General features: G+C 71.6%; 15 protein-coding genes and 1 pseudogene. 3 read left to right on the forward strand and 13 right to left on the reverse strand.

The window, feature by feature from the left end; translation table 11 throughout:
- Positions 1-75 precede the first annotated feature (75 nt).
- Positions 76-1,290, reverse strand: a complete 1,215-nt coding sequence (locus tag ACI2K4_RS25615) for a hypothetical protein (RefSeq protein ID WP_404514812.1) — start codon at positions 1,288-1,290, stop codon at positions 76-78.
- Positions 1,291-1,729: 439 nt separating this feature from the next.
- Here ACI2K4_RS25615 and ACI2K4_RS25620 point away from each other — a divergent pair, with 439 nt between their 5' ends.
- The gene (locus ACI2K4_RS25620) at positions 1,730-2,641 is read left to right on the forward strand and encodes a GNAT family N-acetyltransferase (protein WP_404514814.1); all 912 of its coding nucleotides are present in this window, start codon (positions 1,730-1,732) and stop codon (positions 2,639-2,641) included.
- 91 nt (positions 2,642-2,732) lie between these two features.
- On the opposite strand, the gene ACI2K4_RS25625 is transcribed toward ACI2K4_RS25620, so the two are convergent.
- A complete protein-coding gene (locus ACI2K4_RS25625; protein ID WP_404514816.1) occupies positions 2,733-3,134 on the reverse strand; it encodes a VOC family protein in 402 nt (133 codons plus the stop codon).
- 254 nt (positions 3,135-3,388) lie between these two features.
- Here ACI2K4_RS25625 and ACI2K4_RS25630 point away from each other — a divergent pair, with 254 nt between their 5' ends.
- The gene (locus tag ACI2K4_RS25630; RefSeq protein WP_404514818.1) at positions 3,389-3,835 is read left to right on the forward strand and encodes a DUF5980 family protein; all 447 of its coding nucleotides are present in this window, start codon (positions 3,389-3,391) and stop codon (positions 3,833-3,835) included.
- Between the two features lie 80 nt (positions 3,836-3,915).
- On the opposite strand, the gene ACI2K4_RS25635 is transcribed toward ACI2K4_RS25630, so the two are convergent.
- Both ACI2K4_RS25635 and ACI2K4_RS25640 read right to left on the reverse strand, forming a co-directional pair.
- A complete protein-coding gene (locus ACI2K4_RS25635; protein ID WP_404514820.1) occupies positions 3,916-6,045 on the reverse strand; it encodes a trypsin-like serine protease in 2,130 nt (709 codons plus the stop codon).
- Between the two features lie 133 nt (positions 6,046-6,178).
- Positions 6,179-8,062 carry a hypothetical protein gene (locus ACI2K4_RS25640; RefSeq protein ID WP_404514822.1) on the reverse strand — a complete coding sequence of 628 codons (1,884 nt, stop codon included), beginning with the start codon at positions 8,060-8,062 and terminating at the stop codon, positions 6,179-6,181.
- Positions 8,063-8,448: 386 nt separating this feature from the next.
- On the opposite strand from ACI2K4_RS25640, the gene ACI2K4_RS25645 reads away from it, so the two are divergent.
- A complete protein-coding gene (locus ACI2K4_RS25645) occupies positions 8,449-11,268 on the forward strand; it encodes an AfsR/SARP family transcriptional regulator (protein WP_404514824.1) in 2,820 nt (939 codons plus the stop codon).
- Positions 11,269-11,423: 155 nt separating this feature from the next.
- Here ACI2K4_RS25645 and ACI2K4_RS25650 read toward each other — a convergent pair whose 3' ends face one another.
- The 9 genes and pseudogenes from ACI2K4_RS25650 to ACI2K4_RS25690 form a co-directional block, all read right to left on the reverse strand.
- Positions 11,424-12,623 carry a serine hydrolase domain-containing protein gene (locus tag ACI2K4_RS25650; RefSeq protein ID WP_404514826.1) on the reverse strand — a complete coding sequence of 400 codons (1,200 nt, stop codon included), beginning with the start codon at positions 12,621-12,623 and terminating at the stop codon, positions 11,424-11,426.
- A 201-nt stretch (positions 12,624-12,824) separates the two neighbouring features.
- Positions 12,825-13,712: a 3-hydroxybutyryl-CoA dehydrogenase gene (locus tag ACI2K4_RS25655; protein ID WP_404514828.1), complete on the reverse strand. Its 888-nt coding sequence runs from the start codon at positions 13,710-13,712 to the stop codon at positions 12,825-12,827.
- Complete coding sequence (locus ACI2K4_RS25660; protein ID WP_404514830.1) at positions 13,709-14,698, reverse strand: 3-oxoacyl-ACP synthase III family protein; 990 nt, start codon at positions 14,696-14,698, stop codon at positions 13,709-13,711. The genes ACI2K4_RS25655 and ACI2K4_RS25660 overlap by 4 nt, the downstream gene beginning before the upstream one ends.
- A gap of 2 nt (positions 14,699-14,700) precedes the next feature.
- Positions 14,701-16,047 carry a crotonyl-CoA carboxylase/reductase gene (gene ccrA, locus ACI2K4_RS25665; protein ID WP_404514832.1) on the reverse strand — a complete coding sequence of 449 codons (1,347 nt, stop codon included), beginning with the start codon at positions 16,045-16,047 and terminating at the stop codon, positions 14,701-14,703.
- A 32-nt stretch (positions 16,048-16,079) separates the two neighbouring features.
- Positions 16,080-16,940 (reverse strand): hypothetical protein, encoded by an 861-nt coding sequence (locus ACI2K4_RS25670; protein WP_404514834.1) that lies wholly within the window; start codon positions 16,938-16,940, stop codon positions 16,080-16,082.
- An 85-nt stretch (positions 16,941-17,025) separates the two neighbouring features.
- Positions 17,026-17,703 (reverse strand): 4'-phosphopantetheinyl transferase, encoded by a 678-nt coding sequence (locus ACI2K4_RS25675; RefSeq protein ID WP_404514836.1) that lies wholly within the window; start codon positions 17,701-17,703, stop codon positions 17,026-17,028.
- Positions 17,700-18,755, reverse strand: a complete 1,056-nt coding sequence (locus tag ACI2K4_RS25680) for a hypothetical protein (RefSeq protein WP_404514838.1) — start codon at positions 18,753-18,755, stop codon at positions 17,700-17,702. Before ACI2K4_RS25680 ends, ACI2K4_RS25675 begins: the two co-directional genes overlap by 4 nt.
- 8 nt (positions 18,756-18,763) lie before the next feature.
- Positions 18,764-19,522: a thioesterase II family protein gene (locus ACI2K4_RS25685; protein WP_404514840.1), complete on the reverse strand. Its 759-nt coding sequence runs from the start codon at positions 19,520-19,522 to the stop codon at positions 18,764-18,766.
- Positions 19,519-25,443: pseudogene (locus ACI2K4_RS25690) on the reverse strand (alpha/beta fold hydrolase); the annotation flags it as partial. The pseudogene ACI2K4_RS25690 and the gene ACI2K4_RS25685, both read right to left, overlap by 4 nt.
- Positions 25,444-25,450 lie beyond the last annotated feature (7 nt).

Raw genomic sequence — 25,450 nt, forward strand, 5'->3', positions numbered from 1 at the left:
GAATTTCTGGCGCAGGACAAACTCGACAAACGGCCTGGCTGGCCTGGGCCTGCCCCGAGACGCGTAGCCGCCCCTTCATCCGGTTGCCACGCCGGTCTGCGTCTCGAGATCGGCCAAGAACCGCTCGGCACGGCGAGCGAAGAGGTGGGCGCCCCGTTCGCCGGATCGGACCCGGGCTTTGTCGGCGGCGGCTCGCACGACGTCGACGGGTTCGCCGCGAGCGTGCAGCAGGCGCGCGCGTAGCAACAGGAGAAGTCCTTCGGCGTAGCGCTGGCCATAGGCCTTGATGGCCTGGTCGGCCCGGTCGAGGGCGGTCGCGGCCTTGTCGGGCATCTCGGCTGCCAGCCACATCTCGGCGATCAGTCCGTACCAGTAGGCGAGGCCCCATCGTGGCGGGTCGGCCAGGGTCGCGGCCAGGAGAGGTTCGGCCTTGGCCGCGTTGCCGGCCGGGTCGTCGCCGGTGATGGCACGGGCCCAGTACCAGTCCAGCCGGATGTAGGCTTCCTGAGCGACGCCCGGAAGGTCGGCGCCGGCCGCGACCCACCGCTCGGTCGCGTGCATCGCCCAGGCCGCGTCACCAGCCATCGAGGCGGCCATGGTTTGGTAGCGGGTCCAGCCCGACATCTCAAAAGTGTCTCCCTCGGCCTGGTACACCGCGCCGAGCAGGGACCGCGCCGTCTCGACATCACCCTGCAGCGCGGTGATCACGGCCAGATAACCGACCCACTCATCCGGGATCCGCCAACGTCCGAGGTCGTGGCGGCGTCGAATCGGGACACCCCCGACCTGGCTGGCAAGGTGGTACAGGCTTTCCTGAGCCGGCCCCGGGTGTGGGTCGGCCGAGTTCGCAAGCAGCGAGGCAATGCCGTCCGCAGTGGTATGGCCTAGCCAGCTGAAACACTGATACGCCGCGCCGATGTCGCCGATGTCCCATTGGTACAGGCCCCAGGCCTGCCGGCCGTACGCCTGGATGATCGGGTCCGCCGACGCCTGGCCTTGCTCGTACAGCCGGCGAGCCCACATCCCACGGTCCTTCTCGGTGTTGACGTAGGCCCCGGTCATCCGAAAGAAGAGGAACTCGGCGGCGGCTGTCTCGCGGCCGAGTTTGCCGGCAAGGACCGGCATCCACTTCGACGCCGTCGCACCACACCCGCAACGGACCAAGGACCTGAAGGCGTACGAGAGTGCCACCGGCCAGCCGATCTTCGTTGCCCGGCCGGACAGGATGAACGCGCAGGGCCACGCCGACTCCCGGGTGAAACGACAGATTGTTAGCTGAAAAACCGTCAAACGCGCCACCATAGCAGTGCGACCCTACCGGGTCCACAGTCATGTCGGACTCGTGTGTCCGTGTTCGTGGGCGTTGCTCGTTGCGCACGGGGCGATGCTGGCACGGGCGAGTCAGGGACCCGGTGACGACCCACCGGCGAAGAACGCGTCACTGTGTGACAGCGGCGACGAGCACATGGTCGGGCTGCGCAGCGCCGTGAAGTCCAGGCCGAGTCCGAGCGTGGGGGGTCAGCACGTTCCGTACGGGGATTCGGGCCCGCCAGCACCTTGTCGTCCAACGGGCCGTCAACCCGTTTCAGCACCCGCCGGTCGGCGAGCTCGGGCAGCCAGGGCTCCACCGGGTCGTCCAGCCGTCTCCGGCACTCGTCGAGCCGGACCATGCCGTGACGGGTCGTCGGGACGAGTTGACTTGGCAAGGCGCATCTGGCGGACTACCGAGGTGAATACCGCCGATCTCGCCGCACGCCTGGGTTGTGTTGGGCGAACCTGGACTCCGCAGCAGCGGCTGCACCCCGGCAATGTCGCATGGGCCTCCGCCCGCGGGGACGGCAGCACGAATCCCGACATCGCCTTGACCTGGGGAAATCCTCTTTGGGGTTTCGCCGACATATGGCTACCGCCGTCGGGTGCCCGGCCGGCGAGCGTGACCCTGCACCTGGCACCAGGGATGACCGCTCACCAACTGGCGATCGCCATCGACGAGGTTTTGCGGGTGGCACCGCACGTCACGGCAGAGGTGTCGCTTCAGCAGACCGAGTTGGTCGACGCGCTGTCGGGTCGGGGCTTCCATCGCGCTGACGGGCCGTGGTTCGCGCAGCTCTGGCGCGGTCTCGCTGACCTCTCCGACCTGCGGGCGCATCACCTCCCAGACGGCTATTCCATTCGTCGGGTTCGTCGTGACGAGCTGGTGGAGCGGGTCGAGGTACATCGCCGCTGCTGGGATCCGGTGCGCATCAAGCAGCTACTCAACCTGCCGGTGACCGGTGAGGAGCCTGGCTCGAGTTACTCGATCGAGAAGCACCTGGCGGTTATCGGTTCGCCGGTCTATCGCGAAGAACTGGACCTGGTCGTCGAGGCGGCCGACGGTTCGCTCGCCGCCTTCGCGCTGGGATGGCTTGACCCCGAGGCGGGGTCGATCTTGTTCGAGCCGGTTGGGACCGTGCCGGCCCACGCCGAACGTGGACTGGCCCGAGCCCTGTGCGCCGAGCTGCTACGCGTCGCGCGTGATCTCGGCGCCACTCAGGCGGTTGTCGGCCCGCGTGGCGACGGTGCGTACCGGGTGCCACGGAAGGTTTACGAAGGACTTGGAATGCGCGAGGTTGCCCAGTTCGTCTCGTTCACAAACCGATGACGCAAGTCCGGGGTGATCACCGGGCACGTCGAGATCGGCTGGACCGATGTCTCGAGGCGGGTGTTGTCTTTCCGGTGAAGCCGTCCGGCGACTACGCGGCGTTGGACCACGGGCGGCTTGACAGCACGAGGCGGTAACCGTCCGGATCCTCGACCGTGACACCCCACCGATCCCAGTACGCACCCTGGGTGACGCGTCTGCCGCCGGCCCGTTCGAGGCGGGCCACAACCGTGTCGCCGATCGGTTCGGACAGGTAGAGCACAAGAAGATCCTCGCTCGTCGGTGTCGGCCACACCGAGAGGTTCGGGCCTCCGACCAGTTCCAGATGCCACGACGCCTCGCGCCAGCCGAGCATCAGCAGGTCATGCTCCTCGGGGCCGCCCTCGGCCCGGTAGAGCACCTCCAGCCCCAGCCCCCGGACGTAGAAGCGCTCCATCGCGGCAAGGTCCCGGCTGGGCCGGGCGAGACGGATACTGACCTTCGGGTCGATCATTTGATTGGCTCCGTCCAGGCGATTGACGATCAAGGCTGCAACCTGAACCTTGCTTGAAGTCAAGGCAGCTCATCTCGAAGCGCCCGTCGGTCAGATTCCGCTTTCCGCGATTCGCGCGCACCCGAGCGCCGCGTTGGCCAGCGCCAGCCCCCTTGTCAAAGACAGCGCAGTCCGTTCTTATATTTATTGATGTAAATATTCTTGTCGACGGGTGCTGGCGCGGCCCGCCCGTCGACCAAGTTTGGGAGGCTTCGATGTTGCGATCGACCGTTGGCGTCGCTCGACTGGCACTCGGACTGCTCAGCGCGGTGGTGCTGGCGCTGATCAGCAGCTCACCGGCCACCGCGTCAGGTTCCACCACGTCGGCGACCGGTTGGCAACTGACGGGCGTCGGACAGCGCATCTGCATCCCGGCCGACGAGTCCTGGTGGACGTACTTCTGGATCATGATTGACGGGGAATGGTCGACCGCGATCGAGGTGGGGGCCCGGAACCTGCCCGCCGGCACCACCACGAGCCTGCCGCACGCACCGATCCCACCCGGGTCGAGCGATGGTCGTCACGCGCTCAACCTGATCGCGATGACCCTGCCCCCGCTGCCGCACGGGGTGTACCAGCCTGAACTGACGGCGACGGACGGCGTCCAGACGCAGAGCATCCCGGTCACGATCCAGGTGCAGGACCGCTGGGGCTGCTCCTGAGTCTCGGCGACGTCGACGGTGTCGCGTACGGTCGCGCGACACCGCCGACGTGCGTCAGTGCGGTGGCTCCCGTCCTGGCGTCAGCTCCAGGAGAGCACGACGTCGCCCCGGGCGGCGCCGATCCCGTCGACCCACAGGTAATAGGTCTGCCGGGCGGTGGTGGCGAAACTGACGATCGACTGGGACCCACAGCCGGAGTTGTCGTTCGACGCGATCTTCGTCAGCCCGGTGACGGCCGTACCGGTGGCCGCCGCCAGGGCGGTGTCGAAGGTCGAGCCGCAGGTGCGGAACTCGACGGTGCCCGTACTGGGCGCGGTCCAGCGGTACCAGACGGTGTTGTCGGGGGCGGATTCGAGGGCCGGCTCGCCCGGCTCGGCGGTGGCCCGGTGGTTCGACCCGACGACCGTACCGGAGGCGCCGCTGATGACCTGCGCGGCGGCGTACAAATCGTTGGCCTCCGGGTTGACGCTGAACTGGAGGCGGACCGCGCCCCGTTGCTCGTTGTATCCGCCTATTTGGATCCGGTAGACCGAGGTTGCCGTCACAGGAAACGAAATCGAGGACTGTAACTTGTCGTTGAAGTCGTCGTTGTGGGCTGTCGCGTTCAGCTCGGACAGGAAGTCGCCGGTATAGGCGGCCAGCGTGGTGTCGAAGGTGGATCCGTACGTGGTGAAACGCGCGACGCCCGACTCCGGCGCCACCCAGGTGTACCACAGGGTCGCGTCCGCCCACCCGTCTTCCTCGCTGGGCTCGCCCGCCTGCCCGGTGGCGTTGGCCGTGCTCGCGGCAAGCACGCCGAGCGGGCTGGTGAGCAACTGGGAGTTGGCGAAGTCGTCGTTGACCGGCCGGTTGACACCGTAGCCGAGCCGGAACCTGCCGTAGTCGAAGTCGTAGCCGTCGACCCGCAACCGGTAGGTGGTGCCGGCGACGGCGGAGAAGTCGACCTCGGACTGGAGGGTGCCGTTGGCGTCGTCGTTGTACGCCACCTGGGTCAGCGCCGACACCGACGAGCCGGTGTAGACGTGCAGTTCCGAGTCGAAGCCGTGCTGGTTGAGCGTGACCTTGGCGTTGCCGCTGATCGTCGGTGTCCAGGTGTACCAGACGGTGGTCTCACCCGCTGGTTCGGCCGGATCCACGGTGGCGTTCTCGTTGGTGCCGACGACCGACCCGGCGTTGCCGGCGAGCGTCGACGCGGCGGTGAACTGGTCCTGGGACGGGCGGGATACCTGGCCGTTGACAAAGGTCGCCAGGGAGCCCTGGTGGAGCTCGCCGTACACGCCGGGGTAGTTGGGTTCGGCGCAGCCGTTGCCCCAGCTCACGTTACCGATCTGGATGTCCTGCGGGGTCGACGTGATCACCAGTGGGCCGCCGGAGTCGCCCTGGCAGGAGTCCTTGCCACCGGCGAGCGGACCGGCGCCGAGCATCGTGGGGCCGTGGAAATCCGCGCCGTACGCCGTCGACATCGTCGCGTCGGACTGGATCGGCACCGCCACCTTGAGGAGCTGGTTCGACATCGTGCAGCCCCAACAGATGTCGCCGTGACCGATCACCGTCGAGGTGTCACCCGGATCGACCAGGCCGAGTTCGTTGCCGCGCGCGAGCCGCAGCCACTGCACGACCGGGTCGGTCCGGACGATCGGGGTCGCCAGGGTCAGGATCGCCACGTCGTTCTGGGACGTGCTCGGACTCCAGCCGGGGTGGACCGTGATCGCGCTGATGTCCCGGACGATGCCGCTGCTGGGGACGATGGTGACCCCGCCGATGCTGACCCGGACGCTGGCCGGGTTGAGGCCGCCGTCGACGCAGTGCGCCGCGGTGAGCACCTTCGTGGTCGACATCAGGGAGCCACCGCAGAAGGCCTGCCCGGTGGTTTTTCGCTGCAGCGACACGAAGTAGGGGAACTCGCCCGGCGCCGCCGGGGAGCCGCCGACGATGTTGGTGCTGGGGCCGCCCGGTCGGGGCTTCGGGCTGGGTTTCTTCTGTGCCGGCAGCAGCGGCTCCGGTACGGCCTCCTGCGTCCGGCCGTGGGGGGCGGGTTGAGCATGGGCCGGCTCCACGGGCTTGCGTGGGTCGGCCTGGGCCACCCCGGGCAGCACCATGACCGCGACCAGCGCGGCGGCGACCGCTCGGCCGATCGGTCCGACGGGTCGACGGGGTCGTCCGGTGATCGCGGGATGGTTCGGGTGGTCGTGCTCATCGAGTGGTGGCACGGGTGGACCTCCGGAATCGCTGACGGGTGATCCGCAATCGGAGTGCGGACGAGAGGACGGCCGCCGCACCTCGTCGGCACGGGCGTGGCGGGATGGCCCAGCCGGAGCTGGGCCATCCCGCGTGCTTTTTGCGTTAGTCGCTGTCGAACGGGCGATCAAGCCCTCTACAGCCGCCGGCCGGTGAGCACCCCGCCGGGGGACGGTTGCCGTCGACGACCGGCGCCACGCGGCCGACGTACACGGCTGCGGCCAACGCGGTGCCGAGCACGGCGACGTCCAGGGTGCAGCTCTCCAGCCACGCCTGCTGGACCCCGGCCTGGCGGCACCTCGACTCGGCCGACAGTCGCAGTCCCGAGGGCAGGTCGCGGGCGAAGAACGGAGCGGTCGGGTTGCCCGGTGCGACCTGGCTGCAGGGAGCGAGCAGTGAAGAGCTGGCCGGGACCCGCCAACTGGGGCCGAACCTGCCGTACAGGAAGTTGAAGAACTGGGCGTTGAATGTACTTGGCACAACGAACTGGGTGCCGTCCCTGGCTTCGAGTCGGCGAGGGTCGTTGCCGGGGTTGCCGAGCAGGCCGCGTACCGTTGTCGGCCACCGACCGAGGCCGACGTGCAGATCGATGTAGGGGCCCCTCAGCTCGACCCGCATGCTGTTACCGGACGCGTCTCTGACGTGATGGATGTTTCCGGCGCGTTGGATCCGCACCCCGGAGGGGAGGGTCACCGAGCCGCCCGGAGGCATGACGGCGGATGCCCCGTTGACGAACAGACGCGATCCGTCGCACACCGCCACCGTTGTGCTGCCCATCCTGACGCCGGCCGATCGGTTGAGCGAGGTGTTCGGCCAGGTTGGTGCGCCCGACACTTTCCGGCTCTGGACCTCGAAGTCGGTGCCGACCTGCGCCTCGACGAAGTCGCCCGAGGCCTGGAAGTCGTACAGGAGGCCGGCGAAGGTGACCTGATGGGTGTCCCCCACGGTCAGGGCCTCATCGCAGTTGACACTCGCCAATCCCATCCCGCCCTTCTGCTGAAAGACGAGAGCCGGGCCGGGGGCGGTGGGCGGCGGCGCCCCCGTGAAGCCGATCTGGAAGAGGTTGTTGCTTTCGGCCGTGAAGCCAGCGGTCGCGCAGAGGGGGGCGGCGGTGCCGCCGTAGTCGATCCTCGTCCGGACCCGAATGGACGCGTCCTCGTTAAATGTGGCCTCGGCACCGTTGCCGTAGCCGAACACGTTGAACTCGGCCTGTTTCCAGTCCGTCCCGACGTCGAGGATCTTCGCACCACTGTGCTGGTACAGGGTGAACCCGTTGTCCGGGGTGAAGGTGACCTTCGTCTCCGCCCCGGTGATGTCGCCGGTCAGAGCGAACTTCTCCATCAGCTTGATCGATGTGTTGGCGGCGACGGGCGTTGCCGGGGTGTCCTTGTAGCAGGAAACTCCCCCGCCGAAGCTGGTAGACGTGCTCCAGGTGTCCGGGCAGGGTGTGGGGTCGCCGAACGCGGCGTAGTCGCGCAGCCAGTATTCGATGAACAGCAGCCCACTGGTGCCATCGTTGGCGAAGATGAACTGCTGCCAACCCTGGCAACCCGGGCTGTTCGGATTGCACAGCGAGGTGTCGAAGAAGTTGGTGTTGAGCTGGAGCGTGTAAGCGTTGGCGACATCCGGACCACCGGCCTCGATCTGTGACCGAACGGCCTCCACGTCCATCACCTCTTCGAAGGTGCCGGCCGCGCGATAGATCGACCCGGTCGGACTCTCCGCGACGAGATGCTCGCCACCGCCCACCACCAGCGGGGTCGGCTCGGTGGTTCTGGGCTCCATCGGGGTGTCCGGCGCAGCCGCACACGCGATCTCGCGCCAGGTCACCGCCGGATAGCGGGCGGTGAAGCAGCCCATCGCCGACGGCTCGGGCACCTTCTCCATCTTTGTCTGCCAGACCTGAAGGTCCTCCGCCGTGGGCGGTGGCGCACTCGCCGCCGCACCCGTGGGTGCTCCTGTGGTCAGCAGGATCACCAGTAGCGTCACACCCGCCAGCCTGCGTCTTGCTCCGGGTGTTCGTGGGGATAGCCGCATGGTCTTCCTTCCGTGCGGTGCGGTCGTCTGGGCGGGGCCGAGCTGCTCACGCGGCCACCGGTCGTGGCGCGGCACCAGTCTCGGCTGGACCGTCCACGGATCGTCCACGACCGGGCCACGGCGCTCGCCAGGTCGGCGGCGACCGGCACGGACGTCTGTCGTCGTCGATCTGCCGCATTGTGCGAATCACCCCTGAAGCGACCCGCACCAGCCGTCACCGGATCGACACACACGGATCATCGTGGGTGGAACAATCATGGAAAGGGCTCGGATCGTCCCTCCCGGACGGACCGGTCGCGCGCCGGAGCCGGCCTCGGTACGGACCAGGGTGGGGCTGCGTGGGGTTTCGGGTACTGGGTCCGATGGAGGTCCGGTTCGGCCACGGCCGGCTGGAGTTGGCCGGGTCGCGGGAGCAGCGGATCCTCGCCGTCCTGCTGCTCGACGCCGGGCAGGTCGTGCCGGTGTCGCGGCTGGTCGAGGCGCTCTGGGACGACCGGCCACCGCCGAGCGCCGCCAAGGCCGTACGCAACTGTGTGTCGAGCCTGCGGGCACGGTTGGCCGCCGTGAGCGGTACGACCGGCCTGATCGTCAGCGAGTCGGGTGGGTACGCGCTCCGGGTCCGGGACGACGACGTCGACCTGCGCGTCTTCGCCGAGCGGGTACGCCACGGTCGGCGCCTGGCCGCCGACGGGAACCTCGGCGACGCGGTCACCGAGCTTCGGCGAGCCCTGGCCCTGTGGCGCGGACGCGCGTTCACCGGGGTGACGGGGCGGCTCATCGAGATGAGCGCGGCACGCCTGGACGAGCAGCGCGGCGCCGTACAGGAGGAGTGCCTCTCGCACGAACTCGGGCTCGGTGGCGGGGCCGAGCTGGTGGACGAGATCGCCGCGCTGGTCGCGGCGGAGCCGCTGCGGGAACGGGCGCAGGGGCTGCTCATGCTCGCCCTCTACCGGGCCGGCCGGCGCAGTGAGGCGCTCGACGCGTACCAGCGGATGCGGCGGCTCCTGGTCCAGGAGCTGGGCATCGAGCCGGGACCGGAGCTGGCCGAGTTGCAGCAGGCGATCCTCCGGGGCGACCGGCGGCTCGGTGCCGTGACGGCGGTGACGCCGCTCCCCCGGGCGGCGCCCGGTGAACCGGCCCGGTCGGCCACGCACCCGGTCCCGGGGCAACTGCCCGGTCAGCCGTACGCCTTCACCGGCCGTACCGCGACCCTGGACGACCTGCACGGCCTGCTCGACGCGGCGGCCCGCTCGGGCACCACGGCGCTGGTGATGCTCTCCGGCACCGCCGGGGTGGGCAAGACGGCGCTGGCGGTCCACTTCGCCCGGCAGGTCGCCGACCGGTTCCCGGACGGACAGCTCTACGTCGACCTGCGCGGGTATCACCCGAGCGGGGCGGTGTTGGATCCCGGCGAGGCGGTACGCGGGTTCCTGGACGCGTTCGCCGTACCTCCCGGGCATCTGCCCGCTGGTCTCGCCGCCCAGTCGGCGCTGCTGCGTACCCTCCTCGCGGGTCGGCGGGTGCTGCTGGTCCTGGACAACGCCCGCGACGCGGAGCACGTCCGGCCGCTGCTGCCCGGCGGCCCGGGTTGCCTCACCCTGATCACCAGCCGCAGCCGTCTGACCGGCCTGATCGCCGGTGAGGGCGGGCACCCGCTCACCCTGGGGCTGCTCTCCCCCGGCGAGGCCCGCGAGCTGATGATCCGCCGACTCGGTACGGCCCGGATGGGCGCCGAGCCGGACGCGGTGGCCGCCATCGTCGCCCACTGCGCCGGGCTCCCCCTGGCTCTGGCGATCACGGCGGCGCGGGCCGCGAGCCATTCCACCTTCCCGCTGGCCGCGATCGCGGACGAGTTGGACGCGGCCCGCGGTGGGCTGGACGCGTTTGCCGGCATGGACGCCAGCACCGACGCGCGCTCGGTCTTCTCCTGGTCGTACCGGGCCCTGACCGAGCCGGCGGCGCGGATGTTCCGGCTGCTCAGCCTGCACCCCGGGCCGGACGTGGAGCTGGCCGCGGCGGCCAGCGTCGCCGGTGTCGCACCGCTGGCGGCCCGCCCGTTGCTGGCCGAGTTGGCGGACACGAACCTGATCTCGGAGCACGTTCCCGGCCGGTACGCCTCGCACGATCTGCTGCGGGCGTACGCGGGGGAACGGGTGCGCGCCGAGGAGTCCGAATCGGCGCGGCTGGGCGCCACCCGCCGGATGTTCGACCACTACCTGTACGGTGCCCACGCCGCCGACGTACGGCTGCACCCACACCGGGATCCGATCGACCTCCCGGCGCGGGCCGACGGGGTGACCGTGGTGGCGGTCGGCGACCGCGACGCCGCGTGGGCCTGGCTCAGCGCGGAACACCCGGTGCTGCTCAACCTGGTCCGGCAGGCCGTCGGCGACGGGCACGACCGGCACGCGTGGCGGCTGGGCTGGGCCCTGACCACGTTCCTGGACCGCCGTGGCCACTGGCACGAGCAGGCGGTCGTGCAGCGCGCCGCGCTCCAGGCGGCCCGCCGGCTCCGGGACCGCGACGCCCAGGCCCGGGCGCTGCGTAATCTCTCGGTGGCGGGCCTGCGCCTGGGCCAGGACGATGCGGCCCGCGCCCACCTGCGGCACGCGTTGCGGCTCTACCGCGTCCTCGACGACCGGGTCGGGCAGGCGCGTACCCTGCTCAACCTCGGCACCGTGGCCGAACGCGGACGCCGGCCCCGGCTTGCCCTGCGCTACGCCGAACAGGCCCTGGACCTGTTCCGGGCCGCCGGTCACCGGTCCGGGCAGGGGAACGCGCTGAACAACGTGGGCTGGTACCACATCCAGTTGGGCGACCACGATCGCGCGTTGCGGTACTGCCGGGAGGCGTTGCCGCTACAGCAGGAGACCGGGAACCGCTACTGGGAGGCCCACACCTGGGACAGCCTCGGGTACGCCCACCACCATCTGGGCCAGTATCCGCAGGCCACCGAGTGCTATCGGCGGGCGCTGGCGCTCTGGCAGGAGGTCGGCGAGCGCTACTACGAGGCGATCAGCCTGTCCCACCTGGGCGACACCGGCCTCGCCGGGGGCGACCCGCAGGCGGCGCGTGAGACCTGGCGGCGGGCGCTGGAGATCCTCACCGAGCTGGGACACCCCGACGCCGAGCGAATCGGGGCGAAACTCGCCGGGTAGTCGACGGGCGGTCCGGCTGACGAGCAGGGTCGTGCCCCGCCCATGGAAGGACGGGGCTCCCCCGTCGACCCGGTGAGGTCCGGCAGGTCGGAACCCGACGGACCTCACCGGCTGGTTTCGATTTCACGGACCGATCGGAAGCGGCGGCTTCGCCGTCACCGGCACAGCGCGGTGTCCACGACGTCGAGGACGTGCTGGTGCGCCGTGTCGGTGGCGGGCAGCGCGGTCACCGCGACCGTGGCCGCCCGGCCGTCGTCGGTGGCACCGCCCCGGGTCTCGTAGCCGGGGATGTCGCCACCATGACCCCAGGCGACTCCGCCGCAGCTCAACGGGCTGCTGGACAGGCCGAGCCCGTACCTGGCCCCGGGCCAGAGGCCCGGCGCCTCGACCGTGGTACGCATCGCCGCGAGCTGCGCCGGTGCGAGCAGCCGACCGCCGAGCAGGCCGCTGAAGAACCGGTTGAGGTCGCTCGGGGTGCCCACCATCTGCCCGGCGGCCCAACCCCACGACGGGTCCAGCTCGGTGATGTCGCGCAGCGGCGCACCGGGGGCCGGCGGGTGGTAACCCTTCGGGTGCCGCTCCCGGATGCTCCGCTCGCCGACGCTCGGGAAGTAGGTGTCGCGCAGGCCGAGACGGTCGATGATCCGGCGGTCGATCTCCTCGGCCACCGGTCGACCGGTCACCCGCTGGATCAGCAGACCGGCCAGGACGTAGTTGGTGTTGCTGTACTCCCAACGGCTGCCCGGTGGGAACGACGCGGGATGCGCCAGGGCCAGGTCGAGCAGTTCACGGGGCTCCATGTACCGGTCCCGCAGGGCGAAGAAGTCGTCGCCGATGTAGGCAGTGTAGTTGGGGATACCGCTGGTGTGCTGCAGTAACTGCCGTACGGTGATGGCGCGCCCGTCGATGCCGTCGCCGTGGACCAGCCCCGGCAGGTAGGTCTCGATCGGTTCGTCGAGGCCGACCCGGCCCTCGCCGACGAGTTGCAGCACCACCACGGCGACAAAGGTCTTCGTGTTGCTGGCGATGCGCACCTGGCCGTCGACCGGGACCCGGGACCCGGTCTCCAGGTCGCCGACCCCGGCGGTGAGGTCACGGGTACGGCCGTCGCGGCCCCGGACGGCGGCCAGCGCCCCGGGGAAGCCGTCGTCGCGTACCAGGCGCTCCAGGCTCTGTCGTACGGTGTCGCCGGTGACGCTGGTTTCGACCGTTGCCGGAGTCTGGGACCCGGACGCGGGTAGCGCGCCGCCCAGGGCGAGACCGGTGAGCGCGGTGAGCGCGATGGCAGTGGTCGCGATTCGGCGCCGCCGGCTGGCGCGCGGATGACGTGGGAATGGTCGACGACTGTCGGACACGGGAGCCCTCCTTGGCCACGCTCGGGGCGGGCGGCCCCGAGGCAGGGACCCGTCCAGTGTGGCCGTTTCCGGACGTCCGAGGCGATCCGGACAGCGCCCCTGTCCGAGGTGGTGCAGGCACCACCGCCGAGGTACGGGTACCACCCCCGAGGTACGGACCCGGGCGTTCGCGGTTGTCCGGCTCGCGTGACCGGGATCGGGTCAGGACGGGTATTCGAAGAAGCCCGAGCCCGCCTTGCGGCCCAGTTGACCGGCGGCGACCAGGTCCCGCAGAAGCTGCGGTGGCGCGTAGAGCGGCTCGCCGTACTCCGCGTACATCGCCTCGGCGACCGACGCGACGGTGTCCAGGCCGATCAGGTCGGCCAGTTCCAGCGGGCCGAGCGGGTGCGAGCACCCGAGCTTCATGCCCCGGTCGACGTCCGTCCGGCTCGCGTGTCCCGTCTCGACCATCCGCACCGCCGCGAGCAGGAACGGGATGAGCAGCGCGTTGACGACAAAGCCACACCGGTCGGCGGAGCGGATCACCTGCTTGCCGAGCACGTCGGTCAGGAACGTCTCGGCGGCGGCCACCACGCGTACGGCGGTCTGGTTGGTGGGCACCAGCTCGACCAGCGGGAGCACCTGCGCCGGGTTGAAGAAGTGCATGCCCACCACCCGCTCGGGGCGCTCGGTGCGCTCGGCGAGGGTGGCGATCCGCACGGACGAGGTGTTCGACGCCAGGATCGCGTCCGGGTCGCTGACCGCCGCGTCGAGCGCGGCGAACAGGTGCCGCTTGAGCTTCTCGTCCTCGGGGATCGACTCGATCACCAGTTGCCGGTCGGCGAGGTCGGGCAGCGCGTGGGTGAACGAGACCGAGGCGAGGGCCCGCTCCCGGGCTTCGGCGGTGAGCTTGCCCCGGACGACGGCCCGGTCCAGCGACGCGGCGATCCGGCGGCGACCGGCCTGCGCCGAATCCGCCGAGGAGACCGCCACCCGCACGTCCAGCCCGGCCTTGGCGCAGAGTTCGGCGATGCCGGCGCCCATGGTGCCGCAGCCGACGACGCCGACCCGGGTGATGCCCGCACCGCTGCTCGCGGCGGCGGCGCTCACGGGGTGGCCGTCCAGCGCAGCAGGGCCGCGCCGAGCGACATGCCGCCACCGAACCCGGCGAGCAGCACCAGGTCCCCGGCGTCGAGGTGCCCGTTGCGGTGGGCGTCGTCGAGCGCGAGCGCGACCGACGCGCTGCCGGTGTTGCCGTAACGCTCCAGCGTCCGGTGCGTGTGGGCGTGGTCCAGGCCAGCCCGGGTCACCAGCTCGCTGAGCAGCACACCGTTGGCCTGGTGCGGCACGAAGTGGTCGACGTCGGCCAGTTGGTGACCGGCCCGCTCGACCAGGGTCCGGACCGCGCCGGGCACGTTCTCCATCACGAAGTCCCGTACGCCCCGGCCCTTCATCCGGAAGAAGTGGCCACCGTTCTCGACGGTCTCGTACGTGGTCGGCAGCCGGCTGCCGCCGGCCTCCACCCGGATCAGCTCACGGGCCGAACCGTGACTGGACAGCTCCAGGTCGAGAAAACCGCCCGACGGTACGGCACCGACCAGGGCCGCTCCCGCACCGTCGCCGAGCAGTACGACGGTCTTGCGATCGGTGACGTCCAGAATCCGGGAGTAGACGTCGGCGGCGACCACCAGGGCGTACGCGCCCGGTTCCTGGGCCACCAGCGCCCGGGCGAGTGCCAGTCCGTAGACAAATCCGCTGCATACCACGTTGATGTCGAAGCAGACGGCGCCGTGCGCCGCCAGCGCCTCCTGGACGATGTAGGAGGTGGGCGGCTGTGGCGAGTCCGGGGTGGAGGTGGAGACGATCAGGTACCGCACCGCCCCGGCCGACAGCCCCGCCTGGTCGAGCGTCCGCCTCGCGGCGGCAGCGGCCAGGTCGGAGGTCGCCTCGTGGGGTGCGGCGTAGCGGCGGGCGAGGATCTGGGTCTTCCGCTCGATCCACTCCTCGGTCACCCCGGCCGGGCCGGCGACGTCCGCGCCGGTCACGACCTGGTCGGGTACGTAGGAGCCGGTGGCCAGGATTCCGATCGCGGTCATCGTCACACCCTCGCCGTCGACGCGTACCGCCGCCACGAGGTGAGCCGACCGACCCCGATGCGTTCCCTGGCCTCCTGATCGGTCACCCCCAGTCCCTCGTGCGGGGCGAGGCAGAGCACGCCGACCTTGCCGACGTGCCGGTTGGTCTGCACCAGCCGGAGCGCCTCGCCGGTCTCGGCGAGCGGGTACACGTCGGTGAGGATCGGCACCAGACCGCCCTGCCGGAACAGCCGGGCGGTGTCCCACTGCTCCTGGAGGTTGGCGATGTGACTGCCGATCACCCGTTTGAGGTTCATCCAGAGATAGCGGTTGTCGTACTGGTGCTGGTAGCCGGTGCTCGACCCGCAGGTGACGACCACACCGCCGCGCCGTACGACGTGCACGGAGGTGCCGAACGTGGCCCGGCCGACGTAGTCGAACGCCACCCGGGGGTCCTCGCCGAGTTCGGCCCGGATCCTGCGGCCGAGCCGCTTGCCGAGCTCGATCGCGTCCACCGTGGCCTCGGGGCCGTCGCCCATGCCGATCTCCCGGCGGTCGATGACCACGTCGCAGCCCTGCTCCCGCAGGATCTGCGCCTTCCGCTCGGAGCTGACCACCCCGACCGCGACACCGCCGCCGTTCTTGACCATCTGGACGGCGAACCCGCCGAGGCCGCCGGTCGCTCCCCAGACCAGCACCACGTCGCCCTGCTTGATCTGGGCGCCCCGGTCGCTGACCAGCATCCGGTAGGCGGTGCCGGCGCAGAGGGTGAGCGAGGCGGCCTCCTCCCAGGTCAGGTGCGGAGGTTTGGGTACCAACTGGCTGGCCCGCACCACCGTGTAGTGGGCCAGGCCGCCGAAGTTCGTCTCGTACCCCCAGGCCCTTCCCTCCGGGCCCATCATGCCGTCGGCGTGTGCGCCGGGGTCCTGGTCGTCGACGTAGGCCGGGCTGACCATGGCGTGGTCGCCGACGTTCCAGTGCCGCACGCCGTCGCCGACCCGGACCACCACGCCGACGGCGTCCGAGCCGACAATCTGGTGGGGCAGGTCGTGCCGGGCGGCGTACCCACCCTGCCGGGCGAACCGTCGCAGCGCGGTGAAGGTCGAGATCGGTTCGAACATCGCCGACCAGACCGTGTTGTAGTTGATCGAGCTGGCCATCACGGCGAGGACCACCTCGTCCGGTGCCAGTCGTGGCATCGGCACCGGCCCGACGTGCAGCGACCGCCGAACGTCCCGGTCCGACGCACCGTCGAAGATGCCGACGTCGGCGGCCCGCAGGTGCGCCGCGGGGAACACCTGCGGGAGCGGGAGCCGGCCGAGCTCCTCGGGCGCGGCGCCGGAGAGCACCGCTTCGGCCAAGGTATCCATAGAGTCCTCGCGATCGCGATCTGGTGTGCCGGTCAGCCGATGACGTCGAACGCGTCGACGCCGTCGGCGACCGGAACCGGAGTGAGGAAGGTGACCGCGGGATACTGCGGCCAGAAGACGCCACTGTGCGGGAAGACCCAGAGCCTGCCGTCGCGGCCGATCGCGAGCAGGTCGGCCAGGCCGTCGCCGCCCACGTCGGTCGCGCCGACCACAACCGCGTCGTCGAAGCCGGCACCCAGGTCGTGCCAGAGTCGTCCGGCGCCCGGGGTCGACAGGAACTCGCAGGCGCTGACCCCGCCGTCGGTACGGCGCAGCAGCAGGTTCGGTCGGCCGGTGCCGGTGACGTCTCCCATGCCGAGCAGCACCGCGCCGGGGTCGATCGTGGTCAGCGTCTCCCCGTCGTCCGGAGCGAGCGCCGTGGAGAGGCGGACCGTGCCGTCGGGCGCGGCCCGCAGCACCTGAGCGGGGCGTCCCTTGACCGAGCGCACCACGACAACCTGAGTGGTCGGCGCCGACGCCGTACCCGACCCGGCGGGCCGGTCGGACGCGGTGACCGAGCCGGTGGTTAGGCCGGACGCGGTGACCGAGCCGCTGGCCAGGTCGGACGCGGCGACCGAGCCGGGGACGGGGAGCAGGACCTCGGCGCCGCCGGGCAGGACGCAGAGCAGTTCCAGGCCCCCGTCGCCGTGGAAGTCCCCGGCGGCCAGCACCGGGGCGACCTCGGGAAGGAAGCCGGTGCCGATCCGGACCGGGGGGCCGTAGCTGCCGGGGCCGACGGGTCCGGGGCGGTGCGGGTAGCCGAACACCTCACCGGTGGATCGGTTGCGCACGTACAACGTGCCGTCGACGCCGAGCCGCTGGGGGGACGTCACCATCCCGGTACGCGTGTGCATCGAGCTCTCCCACCCGTTGCCGTGCATTTTGTGCCCGTACGGATCCTCGGCGTCATTCCCATCGGTTCACACCCCAGCGCCACCCCTACGCAGCGGGAACGGCGATCGCCGTGATCACCAGGCCGTCCCGGTGGACCCAACGGCCGGTGAATCCGGTGAGCGGTTCGGTGACGGTCGCCGGCGGCGCCACGAGCAGCGTCGCGGTGAAACCACCGGCCGGGTCGAGCTCGATCCGGGCCTGGTCGAACTCCAGGAACGTACGGGTCAGCGGGAACCACGCCTTGTAGACCGACTCCTTGGCGCTGAACAACAGTCGGTCCCAAGGTGTCCCGGGGCCGAGCTGATCGATGTCGGCCCGCTCCTGCGGCAGGGCGATCGCGTCCAGGACGCCGTCGGGCAGCGGTGCCGCCGGCTCCGCGTCGAGGCCGATCGTGCGCAGGTCGGTGGCGTGGGCCAGGGCGCAGCCACGGAAGCCGGCGCAGTGGGTCATGCTGCCCACGACACCCGCCGGCCAGGTCGGCGCCCCGCGCTCGCCCGGCAGGATCGGCCCCGACGCCTTGCCGAGTCGTCGTAGCGCGTCGCGGGCACAGTGCCGGACGGTGGTGAACTCGCGGCGACGTTTGTCCACCGCCCGCGCGACCACCTCCTGCTCGGCAGGGAACAGCGCCAGACCGGGCGGGTCGGTGTACACCTCGGCGGTCACGGCCTGCGGCGGCAGGATCTCCGCAAGCAGGCCGGTTGTCGTCAGCGCGGTGCCGCTCATGCTTCGGGTACCCGTACGGCGTCGGCCGCCGCCGCGAGGGTCTCGGTGGCGTCCCTGCCGGGCGCACAGGAGCGGCGCAGTGCCGCCAGGAGGCGCGGGTCCAGACGGGTCGAGGCCGCCCGCCGACCGGGGTCGACCAGGTTCGCCGCCTCGGTCAGCCACCCGGGCGACGCCGGGATGCCGAGGAAGTCGGCCAGCCGGGTCAGCTCCGACCGGCTCTGGGCGACCAGCGCCTCGTAGGAGATCATCATCCAGCTTTCGGCGGGCAACCTCAGCAGCTCGTCCGCCCCCTCGCGGATCATCGTCGACCAGAGCGCCCCGAACGCGGTCACCGGGATGTCCCGCCGCATCAGCCGGGGCAGCTCCGACGGGGTCGTCAACAGTCGACCCAGCTCCGGCGGGAGCAGCCGGAACTGGTCGGGTCCGAGTTGTTCCGGGGAGGTCACCCCGGTGATCCGGGCGGCCTCGTGTCCCAGCAGGATCAGCCGGAACCCGGCGTGGCGGCTCATCGACAGCGCCGAGTCGGCACCATCCCGGGTGAGGTAGACGAAGCGGGCTTCCGGGAACTGCTCCCGCAGCCGGGGCAGCATGCCCAGTGAGCCACCGGAGCGCTCCACCACCACCGGCCGGTCGAACCGTTGCGCCAGGTAGGCGAAGAGCGCCCGGTACTGGTCGGCGACCGGACGCGCCGGCCAGCCGGGCACCTCGGCGGCCAGCTCGTCGTAGAGCGCGTCGGGATCGTCGGTGAGCATGGGCAGCGTCATGTGGCAGATCGCCGGGAGGCCCTCGGCCGGGTCGAACCGGCCGGTCCCGTACGGGTAGATCAGCTCGGAGACCTTCAGGTCCTCGGTGACCATGATGTCCATGACGGGTTCGGGTTCGCTCAGCATCCGCCAGAACTCCGCGCCGTCCGGGGTGCCGTCGAGGTAGCCACGGTTGCGTACGGTGCTGAACAGCTCGCTGAGGCTGAGCACCTCCGGATGGACACGCAGCATCTGGGAGACCAGGGTGGATCCGCACCGGCCGGTGCTGATCATGAACGTCAGAGCCATCGCCGTCCTCAGAGCGTCAGGGAGAGGAGCTGGTCGCTGATCAGGTTGATCACCGCGCGCTGGTGCTGGGCGAGGTAGAAGTGCCCGCCGCTGAAGGTCCGCAGCTCGAAGCCGCCACTGGTGTGGTCGGCCCAGGCCCGGGACTCGTCCAGGGTCACCTTCGGGTCGCTCTCCCCGGTCAGCGCGACGATCGGGCAGTCCAGCGTCGGGCCGGGCTGGTACCGGTAGGTCTCGGCGGCGGTGTAGTCGCCTCGGATGGCCGGCAGGATCATCCGCAGCAGCTCCATGTCACCGAGGAGGCGGGAGTCGGTGCCGCTGAGGCCCTTCAGCTCGGAGATGATGCCGTCGTCGTCGCGCTGGTGCACGGTCTCCACCCGGTGCCGGGAGGGGGCGCGGCGGCCCGAGGCGAACAACGTCACCGGCGCGCCGGCCAGCTCACGCTTCATCCGTACGGCGACCTCGAAGGCCACCGTGGCGCCCATGCTGTGACCGAAGAAGGCCAGCGGACGGTCCATCAGCGGGCGGAGCGCGGCGAACGACCCCTCGGCCAGCTCGGCGATCGTGGTCAGCGGTCGCTCGCTGCGACGGTCCTGCCGGCCCGGGTACTGCAACGCCACCACCTGCATCGTGGACTGCATGGCGTCGGAGACCGGGTAGAAGAAGCTGGCCGAGCCACCGGCGTGCGGGAAGCAGACCAGGGTGACCGGGCTGCTCGGCTCGTGGTGGAACCGGCGGATCCACGGGTTGTCGTCGGCGGGGTTGGTCATCGGGCCGTCGCTTTCGGGTCGGAGGAGGTGGTGGAGGCGGTGGTGGTGGAGGCGGTGGAGGCGGTGGTGGTGGTGAAGGTGGTGGAAACGGTGTGGGAAGCGGGTCCGACGGAGAGCCACTCGTCGACAACCCGCGCGGTGGCGGTGGCGTGTTCCTCCATCACGGAGAAGTGGTTGCCGGGGGTGTCCAACGTGGTGTGCGGCAATGTCCAGGACGAGCGCCAGTCGCCGTCGCGGGACCAGCCGAACATCGGCTCGCTGGCCCGTACCAGCAGCGTCGGGGTCTGGATCGGGGTCGGCTGCCAACCGTGGAAGAGCCGTACGTAACCCCCCATCGCGGTGAGCCTGGTGTCGTCCATCGGGACGTAGCCGTCCTCCCGTTCGATCATGCCCTCGCTGAGCACCGGCTGGATACCGGCGAGCGCCTCGACGTCGTGGGAGTAGATGTCGATGAGCACCAGCGCCTCGACGGTGACACCGACCCGTTCCAGTTCCACCGCGACCGCGTGCGCGAGCATGCCGCCGGAGGAGTGACCGACCAGCGCGAACGGCGCCCCGCCGGTCTGCGCGAGGATCGCCTCGACCTGGGCCGAGACCAGTGCCTCCACCGTGGCCGGCAACGGCTCGTCGCGACCGAACCCGGGTGCGGCGACCGCGACGACGCCACGCCGTCCCCGCAACGCGCCGGCGAACCGGACGTACTGGTGCGGGCCGGAGATGGCCAGGATCGACGGGAGGCAGACCAGGCCGGTGGCGTCCGTACCGGTGGCCAGCCGTACGACGTCGACCGGCCTGGGCAACTCGCGGCTGGTACGGAACGACGGGCGGAACTGCGACGCGGCGACCAGGACGCCGAAGAACTCGCCGCTGCGCCCGCTCACCGACGCCTCCCGGAACATCGCCCCGAGGGTGCCGGCCGGCTCCGGCGACGCCGGCTGGGCATCGGCGGTGAACTGCTCGGTGAGGTGGGCGACGAGGGCACCGGGGGTGGGGTGGTCGAACAGCAGCGTCGTCGGCAGACGCAACCCGGTGGCCGCGCTCAGCCGGTTACGCAACTCGACCGAGGTGAGCGAGTCGAAACCGGCCTCCAGGAACGGCCGCTGCGGGTCGAGGGCGTCGGGCTCGGCATGGCCGAGAACCACCGCGGACTGCCCACCCACCAGGTCGGCCAGGGCCGCCCGGCGCTCCTCGGTGGCCAGTTGCGCCAGCCGACGTTGGAAGGCGACGAGCGCCTGCTCGTCGGGTGCGCCGCCGCCGGACCTGCCCGCCGGGACCAGCCCGGCGAGGATCGGCGGCAGCGCCTCGGCGGCACCGGCCGCGCGCAGCCCGGCCGGATCGAGAGCCACCGGTACGAGAAGCGGGTGCCCGGTGGCCAGGGCGGCGTCGAAGGCGGCCAGGCCCTGCTCGGCGGTGAGCGGGAGGATGCCTCCCTGCCGCAGTCGCCGTTGCTCGGTGTCGGTGAGGGTGCCGGCCATGCCGCTCTCCCACAGGCCCCAGGCCAGCGAGGTCGCCGGAATTCCCTCGGCCCGCAACCGGGCCGCGTACGCGTCCAGGAAGGCGTTCGCGGCGCCGTAGCTGGCCTGGCCGACGTTGCCGAAGATCCCGGCCGCCGAGGAGTAGAGGACAAACGCGCGCAGCGCTTTGTCCCTCGTCGCGGCGGCGAGATTCCGGGCGGCGTCCACCTTGGCTCCGAAGACGGCGTCGAGCCGCTCCGGGGTCAGGTCGGTGAGCAGCCCGTCGTCGAGCACCCCGGCGGCGTGGACCACGGCGGTGATCGGCTCGTCGCGGAGGGCGGCGGCGACCGCCCCCGCGTCGGACACGTCACAGGCGACCAGCCGTACGTCGGCCGGTGCGAGCTGCCGTACCAGGTCGGCGTCGCCGCCCGAGCGGGACAGCAGCACCAGTTTCCGCACGCCGTGGACCTGCACCAGGTGTCGGGCGAGTAGCCGGCCGAGGGTGCCGGTGGCGCCGGTGACCACCACGGCCCCGTCGCCGAACGCGATCGGTTCCGCGCCCCGCACCCGGGTCAGCCGCGGCACCATGACCTGGCCGTCGCGTACCAGCGCCTGCGGGAGCGGGAGCAGCACGTCCTCGGCCCCGTCGAGCAGGTGGACGCGGTCGGGGTACTCGGCCTGCGCGGACCGGACCAGGCCCCACAACGCGGCGGCGTCCGCGTCGCCGACCTGCTCGCCGACCGCGCCGAAGGTCCGGATCACCAGCCGGGAGTCGGCCCAGCCGGGGTCGACCAGCCAGGTACGCAGGAGGGTGAGCAGGGCGCCGGCACGGGCTCGCGCGGCGCCGGGCGCGGTGGCGTCCACCAGCAGCACCGGCGCAGGTTCCGGCAGCGGGGCGCCGAGCGGGATCACCACGTCCGGGGCGGTGCCCTGGGCCCGCGTCGCGACCCACTCGACACCGTAGAGCAGCCGGTCGGCGGCACCTCCGCCGAGTTGCGCCGCGCTGACCGGCCGCAACGTGAGCCGATCGACCTGGGCGACCGGCAGTCCGGTCGAGTTCGCCACGACCAGTCGTACGGTGTCCACCCCACTCTCGACCGTCAGCCGGACCCGCAGCGCGGTGCCCGCCGGGGCGAACCGGTACACCCCGGAGAACGCGAACGGCAGCCGTAGGCCGTCGCCGGGCAGCAGCCCCGCCGGGCCGATCGGGTGCAGGACCGCGTCGAACAGCGCCGGGTGCAGTCCGAACCCGTCGGCCGGCGCCTCCGTACGGACCTCGGCAAAAACCTCGTCGCCGCGCCGCCACAGCCGCCGCAGGCCCTGGAACGCCGGCCCGTAGACCAGCCCGGCGTCGCCGAACGCCTGGTAGAGCCCGGACAGCGGCAGTTCCTCGGCGCCGGGCGGCGGCCAGGTGACCAGGTCGGCGTCGATGTCGGCGGGCCGCGCGGCGGCGAGCACACCGGTGGCGTGCAGGACCCAGGTCTCGTCGTCGCCCCGGGAGTGGACGGTGACCGGGCGGCGTCCGTCCGCCTCGGTCACGGTGACCCGCACCGCGACCGGGCCGCTCTCGGGCAGGACGAGCGGCGCCTGGAGCAACAGCTCCTCCAAGGTCGGCGCGTCGGCCCGGTCGCCGGCGGCCAGGGCCAGCTCGACCAGCGCGGTGCCGGGCAGCACGGCCCGGCCGAGCACACCGTGCTCGGCCAGCCACGGCTGGGTGGCGGTGTCGAGCGTCCCGGTGAGGACCATCGTCCCGCTGTCCGGAACCTCGACCACGGCGCCGAGCAGCGGGTGGTCGCTCGGGTCCAGGCCGAGGCCGTACGCGTCGGCGACACCGCCGGGCCGCGGGCGGGGCCAGAGCCGCCGGTGGGTGAACGGGTACGTCGGCAGCTCCACGTGTCCGGTACCGCCGACGACAGCCGGCCAGTGGACGTCGGCACCGTCGACGTACAGGGCGGCTACCGAGGTGAGCAGGGTACGGATCTCCGGGCGCCCACGACGCAGCGCCGGCACGGCCAGCAGCCCGGCGTCGGCGTCCTGGAGCATCGCGGTGAGCACCGCGTCGGGGCCCACCTCCAGCACCCGGGTGACGCCCTGGGCGGCGAGTGCGGACCCGGCGTCGGCGAACCGGACCGGGCGACGTACCTGGTCGACCCAGTAGTGCGGGTCGCTCCACTCGCCGGGGCCGACCGGGGCCCCGGTGACGGTGGACACGGCGGCCAGCGTCGGCTCCGCGAACGTCAGCCCGGCGGCGACCACCGCGAAGTCGGCGAGCATCGGCTCCATCAGCCGCGAGTGGAAGGCGTGGCTGGTGCGCAGGCGGCTGGTCTTCCAGCCGTGCTCGGCGACCCGGTCGATCTCGGCTGCCAGCCCCGACACCACCACCGCGTTCGGGCCGTTCACCGCCGCGATGTCGAGCTGCGGGAACGCGGCGCGTACGTCCGCCTCGGGGGCGCCGACCGCGAGCATCGCCCCACCCTGCGGCAGTGCCTGCATCAGCCTGCCCCGGGCGCGCACCAGGGTCGCCGCGTCGGTCAGCGAGAGGACCCCGGCGGCGTACCCGGCGGTGATCTCTCCGATCGAGTGCCCGGCCACCACCTCCGGGGTCAGTCCCCACTGTCGCAGCAGCGCCAGCAGCGCCACCTCGACGGCAAAGAGCGCCGGCTGCGCCACCCCGGTCTCGTGAATCCGATCCTCGTCGTCGAGGAGGTCGTGCAGCGGCAGGTCCAGGGCGGCGGTCACGGCGTCGAACGCTTCGGCGTACGCCGGGAACGCGGCGTACAGCTCGCGGCCCATGCCGACCCGTTGGGCCCCCTGGCCGGTGAAGACAACGGCGAGCCGGCCGGTACGCGCGGTGCCACGGACGGCGCCGCCCTCCGTCAGCGCGGTCACCAGTTCGGAGCGGTCGTCGCCGAGCGCGACCGCCCGGTGCGGTAACCGGGCCCGGCCGCCCAGCGCGCGGGCGACCTCGGGCAACGGCACGTCCGCGCGCTCGTTGAGGTACGCGGCCAGCCGGCCGGTCTGGGCGTCGAGCGCGTCCGGGTCGGCGGCGGTGAGCACGATCGGGGTGAGCGGCAGGTCCCCGCTCGGCGGAAGCGGCGTGGGTGCGGGTGGGGCTTCGAGGATGACGTGGGCGTTGGTGCCGCTGATCCCGAACGACGACACGGCCGCCCGCCTCGGCCGGTCCACCGCCGGCCACTCCCGCGACTCGGTCAGCAGCTCGACCGCACCGGCCGACCAGTCCACCTGCGTCGACGGCGCATCCACGTGCAGCGTCGCCGGCAACACACCGTGCCGCATCGCCTGGACCATCTTGATGATCCCGGCGACCCCGGCGGCGGCCTGGGTGTGACCGAGGTTCGACTTCACCGAGCCCAGCCAGAGCGGCTCGCCCCGGTGCTGGCCGTACGTCGCCAGCAGCGCCTGGGCCTCGATCGGGTCGCCCAGCGGGGTGCCGGTGCCGTGCGCCTCGACGATGTCCACGTCACCGGTTTCGAGCCGGGCATTCGCCAGCGCCGCCCGGATGACCCGCTGCTGGGAGGGGCCGTTCGGCGCGGTCAACCCGTTGGAGGCACCGTCGGAGTTCACCGCGCTGCCGCGTACCACCGCCAGGATCGGATGCCCGAGCCGCTGCGCGTCAGAGAGCCGCTCCACCAGCAGCATGCCGACGCCCTCGCCCCAGCCGGTGCCGTCGGCGCCCTCCGCGAACGACTTGCACCGCCCGTCCGGCGCCAGGCCACGCTGGCGGGAGAACCCGACGAAGGTGTTCGGGGTGGCCATGACGGTCACCCCGCCGGCCAACGCCAGGTCGCACTCCCGGTTCCGCAGTGCCTGGGCGGCCAGGTGCAGCGCGACCAGGGACGACGAGCAGGCGGTGTCGACCGTGACGGTCGGCCCCTCCAACCCGAAGGAATAGGCGACCCGGCCCGAGGCGATGCTGCCGCCGGTGCCCATGAAACCCTCGGCCGCGTCGGCCGACTCCCCCACCACCAGCGCGTAGTCGTTGTACATCACCCCGACGAACACACCGGTACGTGAGCCGCGCAGCCCCAGCGGGTCGAACCCGGCCCGCTCGAACGCCTCCCAGGAGGATTCGAGCAGCAGCCGGTGTTGCGGGTCCATCGCCAGCGCCTCACGCGGCGAGATGCCGAACAGGCCGGGGTCGAAGTCCGCGGCGCCGGTGAGGAAACCGCCGTCCCGGGAGTAGGTCGTGCCGGGATGGTCGGGGTCGGGATGGTAGAGGTTCTCCACGTCCCAGCCCCGGTCGTCCGGGAACGGACCGATCGCGTCCCGGCCGGCGGCCACCAGATCCCAGAGCTCCTCCGGCGAGCCGACCCCGCCGGGAAACCGGCAGGCCATGCCGACGATCGCGATCGGCTCGGACGCGGCCTGCTCGGCACCGCGCAGGCGCTCCCGGGTCTCGCCGAGCTCGGCGGTGACCCGCTTGAGGAAGTACCTGAGCCGATCCTCGGGGACC

The organism is Micromonospora sp. NPDC050397, from assembly GCF_044901685.1.
Classification (GTDB): Bacteria; Actinomycetota; Actinomycetes; order Mycobacteriales; family Micromonosporaceae; genus Micromonospora_G.

What these genes read in the sequence shown, in the direction of transcription:
- ACI2K4_RS25625 (WP_404514816.1), bottom strand. Translation starts at nt 3,134, where the DNA reads ATGATCGACCCGAAGGTCAGTATCCGTCTCGCCCGGCCCAGCCGGGAC.
- ACI2K4_RS25630 (WP_404514818.1), top strand. Translation starts at nt 3,389, where the DNA reads ATGTTGCGATCGACCGTTGGCGTCGCTCGACTGGCACTCGGACTGCTC.
- ACI2K4_RS25660 (WP_404514830.1), bottom strand. Translation starts at nt 14,698, where the DNA reads ATGACCGCGATCGGAATCCTGGCCACCGGCTCCTACGTACCCGACCAG.
- ccrA (WP_404514832.1), bottom strand. Translation starts at nt 16,047, where the DNA reads ATGGATACCTTGGCCGAAGCGGTGCTCTCCGGCGCCGCGCCCGAGGAG.
- ACI2K4_RS25670 (WP_404514834.1), bottom strand. Translation starts at nt 16,940, where the DNA reads ATGCACACGCGTACCGGGATGGTGACGTCCCCCCAGCGGCTCGGCGTC.
- ACI2K4_RS25675 (WP_404514836.1), bottom strand. Translation starts at nt 17,703, where the DNA reads ATGAGCGGCACCGCGCTGACGACAACCGGCCTGCTTGCGGAGATCCTG.
- ACI2K4_RS25680 (WP_404514838.1), bottom strand. Translation starts at nt 18,755, where the DNA reads ATGGCTCTGACGTTCATGATCAGCACCGGCCGGTGCGGATCCACCCTG.
- ACI2K4_RS25685 (WP_404514840.1), bottom strand. Translation starts at nt 19,522, where the DNA reads ATGACCAACCCCGCCGACGACAACCCGTGGATCCGCCGGTTCCACCAC.